Annotated in this window: 18 protein-coding genes; all 18 read left to right on the top strand. The window is 40.2% G+C overall.

Annotated elements, in window-relative coordinates:
* Positions 1–35: 35 nt before the first annotated feature.
* Complete coding sequence (gene hpt, locus QCD85_RS22065) at positions 36–575, top strand: hypoxanthine phosphoribosyltransferase (RefSeq protein ID WP_273614327.1); 540 nt, start codon at positions 36–38, stop codon at positions 573–575.
* A 143-nt stretch (positions 576–718) separates the two neighbouring features.
* Positions 719–2,773: an ATP-dependent zinc metalloprotease FtsH gene (ftsH, locus tag QCD85_RS22070; RefSeq protein ID WP_273614328.1), complete on the top strand. Its 2,055-nt coding sequence runs from the start codon at positions 719–721 to the stop codon at positions 2,771–2,773.
* Positions 2,774–3,055: 282 nt separating this feature from the next.
* A complete protein-coding gene (gene nadA, locus QCD85_RS22075) occupies positions 3,056–4,000 on the top strand; it encodes a quinolinate synthase NadA (RefSeq protein WP_301263889.1) in 945 nt (314 codons plus the stop codon).
* 20 nt (positions 4,001–4,020) lie between these two features.
* Positions 4,021–5,664 carry an L-aspartate oxidase gene (gene nadB, locus QCD85_RS22080; protein WP_301263890.1) on the top strand — a complete coding sequence of 548 codons (1,644 nt, stop codon included), beginning with the start codon at positions 4,021–4,023 and terminating at the stop codon, positions 5,662–5,664.
* Positions 5,654–6,520, top strand: a complete 867-nt coding sequence (gene nadC, locus QCD85_RS22085; protein WP_301263891.1) for a carboxylating nicotinate-nucleotide diphosphorylase — start codon at positions 5,654–5,656, stop codon at positions 6,518–6,520. The genes nadB and nadC overlap by 11 nt, the downstream gene beginning before the upstream one ends.
* Positions 6,521–6,526: 6 nt before the next feature.
* Complete coding sequence (locus QCD85_RS22090) at positions 6,527–7,339, top strand: type III pantothenate kinase (RefSeq protein ID WP_273614332.1); 813 nt, start codon at positions 6,527–6,529, stop codon at positions 7,337–7,339.
* Positions 7,340–7,398: 59 nt separating this feature from the next.
* Entirely contained in the window at positions 7,399–8,295 is an 897-nt protein-coding gene (gene hslO / locus QCD85_RS22095) for an Hsp33 family molecular chaperone HslO (RefSeq protein ID WP_273614333.1), read from the top strand.
* Between the two features lie 14 nt (positions 8,296–8,309).
* The gene (locus QCD85_RS22100) at positions 8,310–9,218 is read left to right on the top strand and encodes a peptidyl-prolyl cis-trans isomerase (RefSeq protein ID WP_301263892.1); all 909 of its coding nucleotides are present in this window, start codon (positions 8,310–8,312) and stop codon (positions 9,216–9,218) included.
* Positions 9,219–9,406: 188 nt separating this feature from the next.
* Entirely contained in the window at positions 9,407–10,345 is a 939-nt protein-coding gene (gene cysK, locus QCD85_RS22105; RefSeq protein WP_204827319.1) for a cysteine synthase A, read from the top strand.
* Between the two features lie 236 nt (positions 10,346–10,581).
* Positions 10,582–12,186, top strand: coding sequence for an anthranilate synthase component I family protein (locus QCD85_RS22110; protein WP_301263893.1), 1,605 nt, complete (start codon positions 10,582–10,584; stop codon positions 12,184–12,186).
* Positions 12,183–12,770, top strand: a complete 588-nt coding sequence (gene pabA, locus QCD85_RS22115) for an aminodeoxychorismate/anthranilate synthase component II (protein WP_273614337.1) — start codon at positions 12,183–12,185, stop codon at positions 12,768–12,770. The genes QCD85_RS22110 and pabA overlap by 4 nt, the downstream gene beginning before the upstream one ends.
* Positions 12,767–13,669: an aminodeoxychorismate lyase gene (pabC, locus tag QCD85_RS22120; RefSeq protein ID WP_301263894.1), complete on the top strand. Its 903-nt coding sequence runs from the start codon at positions 12,767–12,769 to the stop codon at positions 13,667–13,669. Before pabA ends, pabC begins: the two co-directional genes overlap by 4 nt.
* The gene (gene folP / locus QCD85_RS22125) at positions 13,666–14,523 is read left to right on the top strand and encodes a dihydropteroate synthase (protein WP_441005641.1); all 858 of its coding nucleotides are present in this window, start codon (positions 13,666–13,668) and stop codon (positions 14,521–14,523) included. The genes pabC and folP overlap by 4 nt, the downstream gene beginning before the upstream one ends.
* 38 nt (positions 14,524–14,561) lie before the next feature.
* Complete coding sequence (folB, locus tag QCD85_RS22130) at positions 14,562–14,924, top strand: dihydroneopterin aldolase (protein WP_301263895.1); 363 nt, start codon at positions 14,562–14,564, stop codon at positions 14,922–14,924.
* A 9-nt stretch (positions 14,925–14,933) separates the two neighbouring features.
* The gene (gene folK, locus QCD85_RS22135) at positions 14,934–15,464 is read left to right on the top strand and encodes a 2-amino-4-hydroxy-6-hydroxymethyldihydropteridine diphosphokinase (RefSeq protein WP_273614340.1); all 531 of its coding nucleotides are present in this window, start codon (positions 14,934–14,936) and stop codon (positions 15,462–15,464) included.
* A gap of 108 nt (positions 15,465–15,572) precedes the next feature.
* The gene (dusB, locus tag QCD85_RS22140) at positions 15,573–16,604 is read left to right on the top strand and encodes a tRNA dihydrouridine synthase DusB (RefSeq protein WP_204827325.1); all 1,032 of its coding nucleotides are present in this window, start codon (positions 15,573–15,575) and stop codon (positions 16,602–16,604) included.
* A gap of 239 nt (positions 16,605–16,843) precedes the next feature.
* Complete coding sequence (gene greA / locus QCD85_RS22145) at positions 16,844–17,323, top strand: transcription elongation factor GreA (RefSeq protein WP_204827326.1); 480 nt, start codon at positions 16,844–16,846, stop codon at positions 17,321–17,323.
* Between the two features lie 281 nt (positions 17,324–17,604).
* Positions 17,605–19,137 (top strand): lysine--tRNA ligase, encoded by a 1,533-nt coding sequence (gene lysS / locus QCD85_RS22150; protein ID WP_273614341.1) that lies wholly within the window; start codon positions 17,605–17,607, stop codon positions 19,135–19,137.
* Positions 19,138–19,511 lie beyond the last annotated feature (374 nt).

Here is a 19,511-nt window from a genome sequence, read left to right on the forward strand (position 1 = left end):
GGCTTGATAAGTATAATGTAGGAGGTTCAACCAAGTTGCGCAATGACATTGAAGAAGTACTCATCAGTGAAGAAGAGATTCAACAGAAGATTTTAGAACTTGGCAATAAGCTAAGTGAAGATTACAAGGGTCGCAACCCGCTTGTGATTTGTGTATTAAAAGGTGCTTTTGTATTTATGGCGGATCTGGTTAAGCGGATCGATGTACCGCTTGAGATTGATTTTATGGCGGTATCCAGTTATGGAGCATCTACCAAATCATCCGGCGTTGTCAAAATCATTAAAGATCTAGACGTTTCTGTAGAAGGTCGAGACGTACTGATTGTAGAAGACATTATTGACAGTGGACTCACGCTTAGTTACCTTATGGAGGTATTGCGCGGTCGTAGTGCTAGTAGCGTACGTGTAGTTACTCTTTTCGATAAGCCAGCAGGCAGAACGGTCGACTTAGAAGCAGATTATACCGGGTTTGTTATTCCGGATGCTTTTATCGTTGGATACGGTCTAGACTATGCTGAGAAATACCGGAATCTACCCTACATTGGGATTTTAAAGCCGGCAATTTATTCAAACTAATTACCTATGCTCTGATAACAGGCATATCCAAGTGTCCATATATTGTCCGACACCGTAATATCTGTTATTTGACTTCGAGCTCTATTGAGAACGTAAGTCTTGCTATGGTAAAATAATTTAAGTGTCTCGAGAGGAGGTAGGGGATGAATCGGTTCATCCGGAATTCGGGTTTCTATTTAATTCTTTTTTTAGTCGTGGTGGGCATTGTTCGTTACGTTAGTGACGGAAGTGAAGCTACCGATAATCCAAGATATGATCAGCTTAAAGCAGCACTTGCTGCTGGTAATGTCTCCTCTGTTACGGTTCAGTTTGATAACTATGCCTATTTGGTTACAGGTGAATACAAAAATAAACCAGCAGATGCTAAATCTAATGCGTTTTCTTCTTACATCCCTGCCACTGATGCGGCGATCAACGAGATCGAAACAGCTAGTGACAATGGGGGTACACAAGTAACCATCAAGCCGATGGAAGGCGACAGTATTTGGTTGTCATTTATCACTTCGATGATACCGCTTGTGATCATGTTTATTCTATTCTTCTTCCTTTTCAATCAAGCTCAGGGTGGCGGCGGCAAAGTGATGAACTTTGGTAAGAGTCGTGCTCGCTTGTATAACGAAGAGAAGAAAAAAATTACATTTGAGGATGTAGCAGGGGCTGACGAAGAGAAACAAGAACTCGTCGAAGTTGTTGATTTCCTTAAAGATCCACGTAAGTTTAACGCAGTTGGAGCTCGTATTCCTAAAGGGGTACTTCTTGTAGGTCCTCCGGGTACAGGTAAAACATTGCTTGCTCGTGCAGTAGCAGGAGAAGCAGGCGTTCCATTCTTCAGCATTTCCGGTTCTGATTTCGTGGAAATGTTTGTCGGTGTCGGTGCGTCGCGTGTACGTGATTTGTTTGAAAATGCGAAGAAAAATGCACCATGTATTATTTTCATCGATGAGATTGATGCAGTCGGTCGTCAACGGGGCGCAGGTCTTGGTGGCGGTCATGACGAACGTGAACAAACGTTGAACCAACTCCTTGTTGAAATGGATGGTTTTGGAGCGAACGAAGGTATTATTATCGTAGCTGCAACCAACCGTCCGGATATTTTGGATCCTGCATTGTTACGTCCAGGTCGTTTTGACCGTCAAATTACGGTTGATCGTCCAGACGTGAAAGGTCGCGAAGCAGTACTGAAAGTTCACTCACGTAACAAACCACTTACGTCTAACGTAAGATTGGATACAATTGCGAAACGTACAACAGGTTTTACAGGTGCAGATCTGGAGAACTTGATGAACGAAGCAGCATTGCTTGCTGCGCGTCGTAATCGTCGTGATATTTCGATGACTGAGGTTGATGAAGCGATTGACCGTATCATCGTAGGTACAGAAAAACGTAGTCGTGTTATTAGTGATCGTGAAAAACGCATCGTTGCTTATCATGAAGCGGGTCATACGATTGTCGGTTATTTCTTGGAGCATGCGGATATGGTACACAAAGTAACCATCGTACCGCGTGGACGTGCTGGCGGGTATGTTATTATGCTTCCTAAAGAAGACCGTATGCTTGTAACGAAACAGGAATTGTTGGATAAAGTTACTGGATTGCTTGGTGGACGTGTTGCTGAAGAATTATTTATCGGCGAGATTGGTACTGGAGCATATAGTGATTTCCAACAAGCAACAAGTATCGTACGTAGCATGATCGTTGAATACGGTATGAGTGAGAAGCTTGGACCGATGCAATTCGGTACTGCTCAAGGTCAAGTATTCTTGGGTCGTGATATCGGACACGAGCAAAACTATAGTGATAAAATTGCTTATGAGATCGATCAAGAAATGCACCGTTTTATTACGGAATCTTACGAACGTTGTCGCGAATTATTGCAAAAACATTCAAGAGAAATGCATTTGATCGCTCAAACATTGCTTGAAGTAGAAACATTGGATCTAGAACAAATCAAAGAATTGATTGAAACTGGATCTTTAAGTGATACAAATGGCGATGGTAATACAAGCGGTTCAGGGGAAACACCAGAAGGTGGCGAACCTACTGTAGATACAATCGGTGGTTCTTTAAGTTTGGAAAAAGATAACACTCCATCTACACCTGGATTAGGTAAAGACGGAGATATTCCGAACAGCCCTACCAATGGCCCTGGCGAAGATCGTGGACCAAATGGAACAGGTGGAAGCACACCTACTTCTTAATCAATACGACAGATGCAACAAATATCAAAGCCCGAAGATCATTATGATCTTCGGGCTTTTTTGTGTATCGTGAAATTCCTGCTCTAATTCACTGATTGACAAGTGACTATAGGATTGTGTACATTATTGGTTGAACATTGATCACAAATTAGACACAACTTATACTGTAGTACGGGATATTTTTCACAAACTCTCTAAGTAGCAATCTTCTACTGACCTAGAACCTACTTGTCTGTCTAACATTGTGAAATGAATCTCAAACAATGAAAAGGAGCGATTACGATGGAAGCGTTAGCACTAGAAAAGAAAGCAGAACGGGATGCAGAGCTCAGGAAACGTCTTTTACAATTAAAAAAAGAACGTAATGCAATTATTTTGGCTCATTATTATCAACGAGATGAGATTCAAGAAGTAGCTGATTTCCGTGGTGATTCTTTTTTGCTAGCGCAAAAAGCGGCTCAGACTGAAGCCGATACGATTGTATTTTGTGGAGTTCATTTTATGGGTGAAAGTGCTAAGATTCTAGCACCTAACAAAACAGTGATTATTCCTGATGAACGTGCAGGTTGTCCGATGGCGGATATGGTCAATGTCGATGGATTGCGTCGCTTAAAGGAAAAGCATCCCAATGCGAAAGTAGTAACGTATATCAATTCGTCTGCTGAAATTAAAGCCGAAACTGATATCTGCTGTACTTCTGCTAATGCTGTTAAAGTAATTCAATCTGTAGATTCCGATGAAATTATCTGGGTACCTGATAAAAACTTAGGGCATTACGTACAACAGCATACAGACAAAAAAATGATTATCTGGGAAGGCTACTGTAATACTCATGATATGTTAACAGTCAAAGACGTGATGGAGATGAAAGCTAAATACCCTCAGTCTGAATTTGTAGTACATCCTGAATGTCGCCCAGATGTGGTAGCTTTAGGAGATTTTGTCGGCAGTACAACAGCTATTATTAAATATTGCAAAGAATCGCCTTGTCAGGAGTTTATTGTAGGTACAGAAGACGGTACAGGTTATCAGCTTCGTAAAGATAGTCCGGATAAAACATTTCGTTTTGCTAGTAAATATTTAGTATGCCCGAATATGAAAGTGAATAATTTAAAAAAATTAGTGAATTGTCTTGAACATATGAAACCACAAATTTATGTACCGCCTGTTGTTGCTGATCAAGCTCGTGTTTCGTTAGAACGGATGCTACAAGTATCTTCATCTTGAACGATTGAGAGGAAACCATAATGATCCCAAATCGCCTGATCGATTATCATTTGAGTGAATATATTCACAAACAAGTAGATGTTATTATTATAGGTTCAGGAATTGCAGGGTTATTTGCTGCTATTTTGGCAAGTGAATATAAGCACGTTCTTATGATCACTAAGAAATCGCTGTTAGAAAGCAATACCCGTTATGCACAAGGCGGGATTGCGGCAGTAATATCCACTGATGATTCTCCTCTATATCATCGTCAAGATACATTGCTGGCAGGAGCAGGGCTTTGTTCTTCATCTGCGGTAGATGTGCTTGTGCAAGAAGGGCCAGCAGGGGTACAAGAACTGATAAGATTGGGAACTTTATTTGATACTATTGATGGACAGTTAGAGTTGACCAGAGAAGGTGCGCATAGTCATCGTCGTATTTTACATGCCAATGGTGATTCTACAGGGTATGAGATTGTTCGAGCGCTATCTCAACATGTAGCTGAACATCCTCGAATTGAAGTCTGGGATGAACATTTCGCTATTGATTTCATAACAGAGCACAATGAATGTAAAGGCGTTGTCGTCAAGCAACCGGATGATAGTCTGGTCTACGTACAAGCAGAAGCAACAGTGATTTGTTCAGGTGGTAGTGGACAATTATATCAATATACAACGAACCCAGATGTGGCTACAGGTGATGGAGTAGCGATGGCTTATCGTGCAGGAGCACAGGTACGAGATATGGAATTTATTCAATTTCATCCGACAGCATTGTGTTATCCTGGTGCACCACGATTTCTAATTTCAGAAGCGTTGCGCGGAGAAGGAGCGATTTTACGGAATCGCAAAGGCGAAGCTTTTATGAAAAATTATCATCCGTTACTAGAATTAGCACCACGCGATATTGTAGCTAGAGCGATTATGAGTGAAATGGAAAAAGAAGATAGTGCTTTTGTATATCTGGATATTACACATGAGACAGAAGAAGTATTAAAACACCGTTTTCCAACGATTTATGAGACCTGTATGAGTTATGGTCTACAGCTTGCTCAAGATTGGATACCCGTAGCACCAGCTGCTCATTATATGATGGGTGGGATCAAAACAGATCTGCAAGGAGCTACTAGTGTGCAGCGCTTGTTTGCTTGTGGTGAAGTATCTTCTACAGGTATTCATGGAGCAAATCGATTAGCTAGTAATTCATTATCTGAAGCGATTGTGTTTGGCAAAAGAGTCGTACAGCAAATTCTACAACTAAATCCAATAGATATATCAAACACAGATTGTATTTTGCCCAAAACGAATCTTTTTCATGATAAGAATGTACCTGAATTCACAAACTCTAATGAGCAGTGGATTAGCTGGCGATTAGAATTACAGGGGATTATGGGGCGACATGCAGGGCTTCGTCGCACAGCATCGTCTCTTCAAGAAGGAATCGATAAGCTTGAAGCATTAGCTGTCATTTTCGAATATCCTCTCAATACTCGTGAAGCGCTAGAACTGGCTAATATGCTAACTTGTGCGCTACTCGTTATGCGTTCTGCTCTTTACCGGGAAGAAAGTCGTGGCGGACATTATCGAGAAGATTTTCCAGAACGTAACGATGATCAGTGGCAACAACATATTTTACAACAAATCGATCAAGAGCTAACAAAGGAGAGTAGTGATGATGTTTAATGGTTATCAGGAAAATCTTATCGAATGGATCAAGTTATGGCTCAAAGAAGATGTAGGCGCTGGCGATATCACCACAGCGACTACCGTTCCGCAAGGACATATCAGTCGTGCTGTTATTCATGCTAAGCAAGAAGGTATACTTGCTGGACTGGCGATTGCAGAGTTAGTATTTCATACCGTTCATCCTGATCTAACCTTTCAACCTATTGCTCAAGAAGGACAAAAGCTACACAAAGGTGATATCATTGCAGAAGTAGAAGGCAGTACGCATCATCTACTCACAGGCGAGCGATTAGCGCTAAATCTATTGCAACGTATGTCGGGGATCGCTACTCGCACTCGTGAATATGTAGATGCGATTCAAAAATTACCGGTACGCTTAGTCGATACACGCAAAACAACACCAGGGCATCGGATGCTTGAAAAGTATGCGGTACGTGTTGGTGGAGGGCATAATCATCGTTTTGGATTATATGATGCCGTTATGATTAAAGACAATCATATCAAAGCAGCAGGAGGGATTACAGAAGCTGTGACTTCTGCACGTCAACAGATTCCCCATACGATGACGATTGAAGTAGAGACTGAAAGTATAGAGCAAGTGCAAGAAGCTTTGACTGTGGGTGCAGATATCATTATGCTTGATAATATGCCGACCGAATGTATGCAAGAAGCTGTGCGTATGATTCGTCAGCAAGCATCACATGTTAAGATCGAAGCATCAGGCAATGTATCGTTAGAGACTATTTATAAATTGGCAGCCACAGGTGTTGATATTATATCAGTAGGGAGATTGACGTATTCTTTTGAAAATCTGGATATTAGTCTGGATTTGGGTGCGAAGAAAGGGGAGTGACGCACTTTGATAGTGGTGATCGATATAGGGAATACGAATATTGTTCTAGGCGTGTATGAAGGAGAACAATTGCTTCATCATTTCCGCATCAATACGAATCGACAAGCAACACCAGATGAGTATGGTGTGATGGTGCATAATCTTTTTCAAATGTCTAAAATTGCAATAGATCATATTAAAGGTATTATTATTTCTTCTGTGGTTCCTCCGATTATGAACACGTTAGAAGAAATGTGCAGAAAATATTTACATCATACTCCTATGATTGTCGGACCGGGCATACGCACCGGTCTGAACTTGCGTTATGAGAACCCGCGCGAAGTAGGAGCAGATCGCATAGTGAATGCAGTAGCAGCCGTTGCCAAATACGGTGGACCGGTGATTGTAGTTGATTTTGGCACAGCGACAACATTTGATTGTATAGATAGTAAAGGCGATTATTTAGGTGGAGCGATTGTACCTGGAATTGGTATTTCAACAGAAGCTTTATATCAACGTGCTTCTAAATTACCTAATATTGAACTCGAAAAACCTAAAAAAGTGATAGGACGCAATACCGTTCATGCGATGCAATCTGGTATTATATATGGATACGCAGGTCAAGTGGATGGTATCGTCAAACGAATTCATGCAGAAATGGGCGTTATCGGTAAAGTTATTGCGACTGGTGGTTTGGCAGAACTCATTTCCAGTGAAACCGAAACGGTAGATGAAGTGAATCCGATGCTTACTCTTGAAGGATTGCGTTTGATTTATGAACGTAATATAGTTACAACCAATATAGACAAAACTTTTGGTACGCCTAAAGCGTCTAAATAAAAATAGAAGAACATGCTCATTGGAATATACAGCAAGAGCAACGAGGGGAGCCATTACAAATGGAAAATCAAAATCATACAAAACCGGATCTTTTGGTCCGTGGTATAGCATTAGGTGGCAAAGTACGTGCATTTGCTATTCGTTCTACTCATTTAGTCGAAGAAGCACGTCAACGTCATGATACATGGCCTACAGCAACAGCAGCTATGGGTCGTACCCTAACAACAGCAGCAATGATGGGTGCAATGCTTAAAGGAGAAGAAAAATTAACGCTACAAGTAAAAGGCGACGGACCACTTGGACAGATCGTAGCGGATGCTAATGCTAAAGGCGAAGTGCGCGGATATGTCGATAATCCACATGTACACTTGCCAAGTAATGCAATGGGGAAATTAGATGTAGCTGGTGCAGTAGGTACAGAAGGATTTGTATATGTGATCAAAGATTTAGGGCTTAAAGATCCGTACCGCGGAAGCGTACCGATTATTTCAGGAGAACTGGGCGAAGATTTTACGTACTATTTCGCTAAGTCTGAACAGACTCCTTCTGCTGTAGGAATAGGTGTATTGGTCGATACCGACAATTCTGTGATTGTAGCAGGTGGATTTATTATTCAATTGTTGCCAGGTCTTACTGATGCTGAGATTGATCAAATTGAACAATCCATAGGTTCATTGCCACCGGTAACGACTCTTTTAGCAGAAGGATTAGAACTGGAAGAACTGTTACGCCGCGTTGTACCTGATGCAGAAGTAATGGAAACATCGGATGTACGCTTCTATTGCCCTTGTTCTCGCAAACGTGTAGAACAGACATTGATGAGTCTGGGTGAATATGAATTAACACAATTGATTGAAGAAGATGGACAAGCAGAAGTGGTATGTCATTTCTGTGGTGAAAAGCATTTATTCAATCGTCAAGATCTGGAATCTATTCTTGCTGAAGCTAAAAGTTAAGGAATCTTAAATATATGACTAGAGGCAGATCACCTGTATGGACAGCCGTCTTGGTCTTATTATCTGTAATTATTATGCTGCTCGGTGCCTTTTGGGTCATCCGGGCAGTTCAACATTCTAGCTCTTCTACAGTAGCGATGGTAGGTAATGAGTCAATTAGTGAACAAGAATGGGTAAATGAATTAAAACGAAGATATGGCAAAGAAATTTTGACACAAATGCTTAATCATCAAGCGGTTAAGCTAGAAGTACAAGCACGCCATATTGCAGTCAGTGAAGAAGAGATTCAAGATGATCTAGCAGAGCGTATTAGCGGATATTCTTCACCAGCAGACTTTTATCAGGAAATGAATACTCAATTTGGATTGAGTGCAGATGATCTGAGACAAGAATCGGAATATCAGATTGAATTGGAAAAGATCGCTACAGCAGATATCAATATTACCGATGCAGAAGTAGATGCGTACTTGAAACAATATAAGCAATCGATGACCAAACATCAATTTGATTTGTCATGGATTGAATTAGACAATGAATCGTCTGCGCAACAGGCGATTGAGCGTATCGATCAAGGGGAAGTATTTTCGGCAGTAGCACAGTCGATGTCTATAGATACATTTTCAGCTCCAAAAGGTGGAGCACTTGGATGGATAGATCAAGATGATCCTTTTCAACCGCCTGAATTGTTAAAAGCGATTCAAGATATGCAAGCAGGTGATATTGTCGGGCCGATTGCGCTGAGTACAGGTCATTATGCAATTGTACAAGTCACCGATATTCGCCCTGCGCCTTCGTCCGAGCAGACGTTAAGCCGGGAAACAGCAAGACGCAAAATCGCACTTGGACAAGCCAAACCGTTAACAGAAATCGAGCAACAATTAAGAGAAAAATACAATGCGTATATTTTATCTGTAGCAGAGTAAAAATATTTGCTCTATCTGATCTATTTCATGTGATTTTTGCGAAATGCTAGATTGACAACGCTGTGACAGATTGATAATATAAAAGTATATTAAAACCTACTATTTTACTCGGAATAGCGTAGATTAGACATATAGAATAGAGTTCATATTCGCGGCTACGTTCAATCATTTGAAGGAGGGCTATAGGCATGGCAAAAGTCGTCAATAACATTACAGAACTTATCGGAGGAACACCGCTAGTTAAGTTGAATAGTATCGTTCCTGAAGGAAGCGCAGATATTTATCTGAAGCTTGAATATCAGAATCCGGGTTCCAGTGTCAAAGATCGAATTGCAATCAGCATCGTAGAAGAAGCGGAAAAACAAGGTTTACTCAAACCTGGTGGTACGATCGTTGAAGCAACCAGTGGTAACACAGGGATTGGTCTGGCTATGGTTGCTGCTGCTAAAGGATATAAATGTGTAATTGTAATGCCTGAGACAATGAGTATTGAACGTCGTAATTTGCTTCGTGCATATGGAGCAGAATTGGTTCTTACTCCAGGATCAGAAGGTATGAATGGAGCTGTCAAAAAAGCAGAAACGATTTTGAGTGAAAATCCAGATTACTTTATTGCAGAGCAATTTAAAAATAAAGCAAACGTTAAAATTCACCGCGAAACAACAGGTCCTGAAATTGTAGAAGCAATCGGTTCTATCGGTGGAACTTTGGATGCTTTTGTAGCAGGTATCGGTACAGGCGGTACTATTTCTGGAGCAGGTGAAGTGTTAAAACAATCTTTCCCAGAGATCAAAATTTATGCTGTAGAACCTGCGGCTTCTCCTATTTTGGCAGGCGGACAACCAGGTCCTCACAAAATTCAAGGGATCGGTGCTAACTTTATTCCTGAGATTTTGAACCAAAATATTTACGATGAGATTATTCATGTTGAAAATGAAGAAGCTTTTGAATGGGCTCGTCGTGTAGCCAAAGAAGAAGGAATTCTTACAGGTATTTCTTCAGGTGCAGCGATCAAAGCCGCTCTACAAGTAGCAAAAGAATTAGGTACAGGTAAACGTGTCGTTGTGATCATTGCAAGTAATGGTGAGCGTTACCTTAGTACGCCATTATACAACTTTGAATCTTAATCCTAATAACATCTCGGTATAAAATAGTGTTGCTAGATGTACTGATGTTTCCGTATTGGAATTAAGTGATCTATTGATCATTATGTTATAGGCTCAATCAATATGTAATAAAAGCTTCTACCCTTGTCTATATGGCATAGGGATAGAAGCTTTTTTATTTCTCGCATCTTCTCATTCGATCTACGCTTTAGTATACTAACGACAACGAATAGATCATGAGGTTGGAGGAAGATCGATTGACCAAAGTATATACATCATTTCAACAATGGACAGACTGGCAAGCAGCAGGATATACACAGTTGCCTTATATCGTGCAGATTCCTTTGCAAGATCAGCTATTACCTGATAGTTGGGAACAATTATGGCAAGAACAGATGCCATATTCATTTATATTGGAAAATGGAAAAAGCGGTAGATACAGTTATCTTGGACTTTCTCCTATCTCTATTCTTAGTGGTCAAGATGGACAAGCGCATATTCGAAATGCAACAAGCACCACTCCTATATTATCGTGGCAACAAGCACAGCCTGAATATATCGCTGGTGCATCGTATACAGGCAAGCCTTTAGATATACTACGAACATGGATGTCTACCGATCGTGCACCTAGATTAGCAGAAGTACCCCATTTTACAGGCGGATGCGTTGGTTTTCTTAGCTATGATGTAGCTCGTTCTTTAGAGAAATTACCAGATCATTTGAGCAATGATCTTGGAATGCCAGATTATCTATGGATGAAGTTCAATCAAGTATGGGTAATCGATCATTTGGAAAAGCAACTATACTGCTGTGTGCATACATCGATAAATGAACATACAGATTATCAACGAGATTATGATCATGCGGCTACATGCGCGATGCAAATGGCTGAGGAGTGGCAGCAGATCATCCAGCAATCACAGCTATCCTCTACATTAGCACGCAAGCAATTTTTGGCTGAACATCCTATAGCATTAACCAATTCACGTACAGATGGGTATGGATTTGAGACCGGATTTGCTCAAGTTCAATTTGAAAAAGCAGTACAGACGATTCAGGAGTATATCCGTCAGGGTGATGTATTTCAAGTCAATTTATCGTTACGCAGTCAGCGACCGTTAACTTCAACACCTGAATCGGTATACGAATGGTTACGTTTAACCAATCCTTCTCCGTACATGGGATTGTTGCGTACACCTGATTTTCATTTAGTATCTGCTTCGCCTGAACTGTTAGTGCGTGTAGTAGATGGCAAAGTGTCTGCACGACCGATAGCGGGTACAAGGCGTAGAGGAACAACAGATATCGAAGATCAAGCGATGGAAGATGATCTTTTATCTAATGAGAAAGAACGTGCCGAACATATTATGCTTGTCGATCTTCAACGTAATGATCTAGGACGAATCGCCAAATACGGAACAGTACGTGTGCCTGAATTGATGACGATCGAACGGTATTCGCATGTGATGCATTTAGTATCTGGAGTTGAAGGAGAATTAGCGGATTCCAAAGATGTATATGATGTAATAGCCGCTGTATTTCCCGGTGGAACGATTACAGGTGCACCGAAAGTGCGTACGATGGAAATCATCGAAGAGTTAGAACAGACACGTCGTGGTGCATATACCGGTTCGATGGGCTGGATTGACTATAATGGTAATATGGAATTAAATATTATTATTAGAACATTAACGGTCAAAGACAATATAGCTTATATGCAAGCAGGAGCTGGTGTAGTGATCGATTCTGAACCTTATCGTGAATATCGCGAATGTTTTAACAAGTCTAGAGCGATCGCTAGAGCAGTGATGTTAAGTGAACAACATGATCAAGTGCAAGCAGAGAAAGGGAGGATATTATGATACTTGTAATAGATAACTACGATTCATTTACGTACAACCTTGTACAATATTTAGGCGAATTGGGTGAAGAGGTAGTCGTTCGTCGTAATGATGAGATTGATATGGCAGGTATTCGTGCAATGGCACCAGATCATATTTTATTATCCCCGGGTCCATGTACACCAACAGAAGCTGGTATTACGTTAGACGTTATTGAAAATTTCAAAGGCGATATTCCGATCTTTGGCGTTTGTCTCGGTCATCAAGCGATCGGTCAAGCATTTGGTGGTAATGTGATTCGTGCTGAGCGATTAATGCATGGTAAGACTTCGCCTATCCTGCATGACAAAGCATCTGTTTTTGAAAATTTACCTTCTCCATTTACAGCGACCCGTTATCATTCGTTGATTGTTGAGCGTGAAAGTTTACCTGATTGTCTAGAAATTACGGCTGAGACGGCTGAAGGCGAGATTATGGGTCTGCGTCACAAAGAGTATGCAGTCGAAGGTGTACAATTCCATCCAGAATCGATTGTAACGGATCATGGACATGAGATGTTGCGTAGCTTTTTGAGTCGTAAAGTAGATAAAGCACCAACCGTATGAACTATGTATCTTTAAATGGGCACATTACTGCTACAGATCAAGCCGTGGTCTCTGTCATGGATCACGGCTTTTTGTATGGAATGGGATTGTTTGAGACGTTTCGTACGTATAATGGCCAGCCGTTTTTATTAGAACAACATCTATTAAGATTATCGACAAGTTGCCAGTCCTTAGGAATCATCTGGAATGAGTCAGTCAACGATATATCTGAACAGATTCAGCAATTAAGGATCGCTAACCAATTATCAGATGCTTATATTCGTTATACAGTTACAGCAGGAACCGATATATTAGGTCTGCCTTCAGCAGAATATGAACAGCCTACTATCGTGATCTATGCCAAGTCGCTACCTCCAGCTCGCCTTGATTCTATTTCGCTTGCAGATCATTTATATACTCATAGCAAGTCATTGCGTCGCTTACACACCTTACGGAACACACCAGAAGGCGATATTCGTCTCAAATCACTCCATTATATGAATAGCATTTTGGGTAAGCGCGAATTAATACAGTATCAAGATCACCCTGCTACTGCTGTAGAAGGATTAATGCTGACCAAAGAACAATATATAGCAGAAGGCATTGTGAGTAATGTGTTTTTTGTAAAAAATCAACAATTATACACACCTGCTATAGATACAGGGATATTACCGGGCATTACACGTGCTTTTGTGATTCAGTTAGCAGAGTCTGCTGGAATAACAGTGCATGAAGGTTATTATACATGGGAGCAGTTACTAGAAGCAGATGAAGTGTTTTTAACGAATTCTATTCAAGAAATAGTACCTGTAAAGCAATTGTTAGCACATACAGCAACACATCAGCTTCCTGAGCTTCTTTCCAACTCTATGACTTTTCAATTAGCTTATGCTTACCAGAAGGAGGCTTATCAGCAGTGAAACAGCCTATTCGCTACACAAGAACATACAATATGGGTTCCGCTACTGTAACACTTGGAGATTCAACCTTAATAATGGGCATTTTGAATGTTACGCCGGATTCTTTTTCCGATGGTGGACAATATACATTAATCGATCGTGCTGTTGAACATGCTTTGCAAATGATGCAAGATGGAGCAGATCTGATTGATATTGGCGGAGAATCTACTCGTCCGGGGCATGATCCTGTATCTGCTGAGCAAGAATTAGAACGTGTACTTCCGATTATTGAAGCTTTGCATCGGGAAGCTCCTCATATTCCGTTATCAATTGATACGTACAAAGCAGAAGTCGCCAGGCAAGCATTACAGACAGGCGCTCATATCATTAATGATGTATGGGGCGGACAAGCCGATCCTTTAATGTTACAAGTAGCAGCTTCTGCACAGTGCCCGATTATTTTGATGCACAATCGAAATAATATGGATTATACGAATTTTGTTGCAGATGTACGTCATGATCTTCAATACTGTATCGATCAAGCGCTACAAGCAGGCGTACAAGCAGAGCATATTATTTTAGATCCGGGTATTGGATTTGCCAAAACAGCAGATCATAATTTACAGCTAATGATGGAGCTTGATCAGTTATCTTCACTAGGGTATCCGTTATTACTAGGAACTTCACGCAAAAAGTTTATTCGAACTGTTTTGGATCTACCTGCTCATGATGTAGTAGAAGGAACAACAGCTACGACTGCTTTTGGAATTGCTCAAGGTTGTCAGATTATTCGTGTGCATGATATTGAGCAGAATAAACGAATGGCAGTAATGTGTGATGCGATGGTACAGTCTACTCGACATCATAAGAACTAACAATTTATATAATTTATATATAGAAGGAGTATGCCGTTATGGATAAAATGATTCTGACACGTATGGAGTATTACGGGTATCATGGTGTTTTTGAAGAAGAACGTAAATTAGGTCAACGTTTCTATGTCGATTTAGAATTAGAAATGGATCTATCAATAGCAGGTCAGACCGATGATCTTAGCACTACAATCAACTATGCTGAAATTCATGAAAAAGTAAAACAGGTAGTAGAACAGCAATCATTTAAATTGATTGAAGCTCTAGCAGAATGTATTGCATCCTCTTTATTGGACGCTTATACTGATGTACATGCACTAACGGTAAGAGTAACCAAGCCTCATCCACCATTTGATATTCATTTTCAAGGCGTTACTGTGGAATTGCGGCGTACACGAAAGTGAGAATCTGTCATGAAGTCATCTGTTCCCTCTGAATACTCAGAGGCTTATATTGCTTTAGGCGCTAATTTGGGCGATCGTGAGCAGACCTTAACAGAAGCTATACAGATGCTGAATGATCATTCCGATATAGAGATTGTTCATTGTTCAGGTCTGTACGAGACTGCTCCTGTCGGATATATCGATCAACCTTCTTTTCTCAATATGGTATTGATGTTACGTACAACATTAGAACCGGAATCATTATTAATGAGCATGTTAGATGTAGAAAATAAGTTAGGTCGGGTACGAGATATTCGCTGGGGACCACGTACAGTGGATCTGGATTTGTTATGGATGGACAATCAACAACTGCATACCGAACGTTTAGAATTACCTCATCCACGAATGCATGAACGAGCTTTTGTACTGGTTCCGTTAGCAGAATTAGTATCGTCTGATCACCATCCCGAGTTATTTCAATCGATTCAGCAATCATTAAGTGATATTGAAGCCGAACAACAAGGGATTCATTATGTTAAAGCTTTTACGATGCCCTTATAGTTCAAAATTAAAATAAACCGCAGATTATACAATCTGCTTTTTGATACAGGGAATCAGTCGCTTGTTTTGATCGTAAACCATGGATAGAGATACAAGGAGTGAACTCGAATGTTAAAGATCGGTGATATAGAAATGAAAAATCAGGTCGTACTCGCACCTATGGCTGGAGTATGTAACCCTGCTTTTCGTTTGATAGCCAAAGAATTTGGTACAGGTCTAGTCTGTGCTGAGATGGTCAGTGATAAAGCTATTTTGAACGGTAACAAGCGCACACACGAAATGTTATTTGTCGACGAGCGTGAGAAGCCATTAAGTTTGCAGATTTTTGGTGGAGATCGTGAATCGCTAGTTGCCGCCGCCAAAGTGGTCGATCAAGATACTAATGCAGACATTATAGATATTAATATGGGATGCCCTGCGCCCAAAATTAATAAAAGCGATGCAGGAGCGAAATGGTTACTTGATCCGAACAAGATCAATGAAATGGTAGCCGCTGTCGTAGCTAATGTAAGCAAGCCAGTTACAGTGAAAATGCGTATCGGTTGGGATAGCGATCATATTTTTGTGGTCGATAATGTCAAAGCTGTAGCAGACGCAGGTGGTAAAGCAGTCAGCGTTCATGGTCGTACACGTCAGCAGCTATATACAGGGCAAGCAGACTGGTCTTATATCAAACAAGCCAAAGAAGCAGTCTCTATTCCTGTTATCGGGAATGGGGATGTTGTTACTCCTGAAGATGCGAAGCGTATGTTAGATACAACCGGTTGCGATGGAGTTATGATTGGACGCGGTGCACTAGGCAATCCGTGGATGTTATATCGTACGATTGAATTTTTAAAAACAGGACAATTGCTATCCGAGCCTACAGCAGAAGAGAAAATCAGAATAGCTATTTTGCATATGGATCGTTTGATTAATCTCAAAGGCGAGCATGTGGCAGTTCGAGAAATGCGTAAACACCTTTCCTGGTATCTAAAAGGAATAAAAGGATCAGCTAAAATCAAAGACTCGATCATGGAAGAAGTTAAACGTGATGAGATGGTACAGATTTTGCACAATTTCCTAGAAGGATTACCTCAAGGCGAACTAAGCTCTCCGGGAAACGAATTAGAAGAAGTAGAGCAAGTTTGCAGTATCTAAATCTATGCAATGTATAGGAATAATTAAGGCAGGATACAGGGTTTGATACTGTTCCTGCCTTTTTATTGACATTTCGTAATCATTCCCATATACTTTTTCAGTATAAATTTGCCTGAACTAAAGGTTTAGATACAGTAATTAAGCCTCTTTGGGGAATCCCTAATCCAATCATCATTTCGACAAGAAACCCCGAAGCGCGATGAGCGAAAATTATTCACATGACAGGAGAATCGGTTGAGATGAGCGACAAAGAAGTCATTTTAACACAGGACGGTCTGAAGAAGCTGGAAGACGAGCTAGAAATGCTTAAATCTGTAAAACGACGTGAAGTAGCAGAGCGAATTAAAGTTGCTATCGGGTACGGTGATATTAGTGAGAACTCCGAATATGAAGATGCTAAGAATGAACAAGCATTTATCGAAGGACGCATCATTACACTTGAAAAGTTGCTACGCAACGCTCGTATTATCAATAGCGATGAGATTGTTACCGATATCGTAAGTATTGGTGCTACTGTAATCGTAGAAGATATGGAATTTGGCGATACAATGGAATATACCATTGTAGGTAGTGCTGAATCGAATCCTTCACAGAATAAGATTTCAAATGAAAGTCCTGTAGGTAAAGCTATTCTTGGTAAGCAAAAAGGAACAACCGTTGATGTTAGCGTTCCTGCTGGCGGTGTAATTCAGTACAAAATTCTTGAAATCAAAAAATAAGATTGCCTTATGTATGTTGAGATAAGTAGATCGTATTTATGTTATATCCTATGAAAAAGCTTCCTTTGGGAAGCTTTTTTCTTGAAATGAACACATAATATATGGACATTTCGCAAATGTTGCGCAGATATTATCATGTAAAATCGTTTTATAGATTTATGAATACTGTCAAATCAGGTACACTATAGTCATAGTGTATATTTCATAGCATGTATGTAAGATGAACGAAAGATATGAAATATAGCAAACAGGTACTACTTTGAAGGAGTTGAAGTTCAGCAATGTCTGAAGAAAATGTAAACCCCAATCCAGAAGAGATGGATAATGAAAACGAAATAAGCGAGTTACTACAAATACGTAGAGACAAACTAGATGAATTACGTGGTCTAGGTATTGATCCGTTTGGACAAAAGTATGTACGTACTTCTACAGCAGCGGATGTCATCAGTAAATACGATAGCTTGACCAAAGAAGAGCTAGAAGAGAAAAGTATCACAGTTAGTTTAGCAGGACGTATTATGGCTAAACGTGGTATGGGTAAAGCAAGCTTTGCACATATTCAAGATTTGAGCGGACGTATTCAGATCTATGTTCGTCAAGACAGCACGCCAGAAGTGAAGTACCAAGCATTCTCTATTCTTGATCTTGGAGATATCGTTGGTGTAACAGGTAAAGTATTCAAAACCAAAACAGGCGAAACTTCTATTAAAGTAAGCGATCTAGAAGTATTGTCCAAATCACTTTATCCATTGCCAGAAAAATACCATGGTCTAAAAGACGTTGAATTGCGTTACCGTCAACGCTATGTGGATTTGATCGTGAATCCAGAAGTACAACAATCATTTATTACTCGTTCCCGCATTATCCAATCGATGCGTCGTTATTTGGATTCGCTAGGCTACTTGGAAGTAGAAACACCTACACTACATTCTATCGCTGGTGGAGCGGCAGCTAAGCCTTTCATTACTCACCATAATGCGCTAGATATGGAACTATATATGCGTATTGCTATTGAGCTTCATCTAAAACGCTTGATCGTAGGTGGTCTGGAGAAAGTATACGAAATCGGACGCGTATACCGTAATGAAGGAACATCAACCCGTCATAACCCTGAATTTACGATGATTGAATTGTATGAAGCATATGCAGATTACAAAGATATCATGAGCTTAACAGAGAATATGATTGCTCATATCGCGCAAGAAGTACTGGGCACAACACATATTCAATATCAAGGACAAGACATTGATCTAACTCCACAATGGCGTCGCCTATCTATGGTAGATGCTGTTAAAGAAGTAAAAGGTGTAGACTTTGGTGTACACATGACCAATGAAGAAGCTCATGCACTAGCTAAAGAACACCATGTAAAAGTAGAACCACATATGACATTCGGTCATATTTTAAATGAGTTCTTCGAGCAGTTTGTAGAAGAAACATTGATTCAACCAACCTTTATTACAGGACATCCGGTTGAAATCTCTCCACTTGCCAAACGCAATGTAGAAGATCCGCGTTTTACAGATCGTTTTGAATTGTTCGTAGTTGCTCGTGAACATGCTAACGCATTTACAGAGCTTAATGATCCGATCGATCAACGCCAACGTTTTGAAGCGCAAATGGTAGAGAAAGAAAAAGGAAACGATGAAGCTCATGAAATGGACGATGACTTTATTCGTGCGCTAGAATACGGTATGCCACCTACAGGTGGATTAGGTATCGGTATAGATCGTCTAGTTATGCTTCTAACAGATGCAGCGTCTATTCGTGATGTACTACTATTCCCACATATGCGTAATCGTTCAGCTGAGTAACTATTAAGCTTTCTTATGGTCTCTTTTATCTTAGTGCTAGAAGAACAAACAATATGAAGTTTTATCAACAGGATCAATAAACAAAGGAAGAATCAGTGTTAACACTGATTCTTCCTTTTACTTTCTCCAACCAAAAGGTTGTTATACATATAGTATGGAAGTATATAAATGCACCGTCTATTAATTAATACTTTCATCAATATAAAAATAGTTTATAGAAAGTGTTGCACTAATGAAAAATATGTGGTATTCTATAAATCCAGTCAACAACTGGCACCACGGCGTTTAAGCGAGTTGTAAAAACAACTTAAAAAACTTTTTCAAAAAAAGTGCTTGCCAAGTGGTTGGAAACATGATATGATATAAAAGTTGTC

The sequence above is a fragment of the Paenibacillus sp. PsM32 genome (assembly GCF_030433815.1).
Taxonomy (GTDB): Bacteria; Bacillota; Bacilli; order Paenibacillales; family Paenibacillaceae; genus Saccharibacillus; species Saccharibacillus kyungheensis.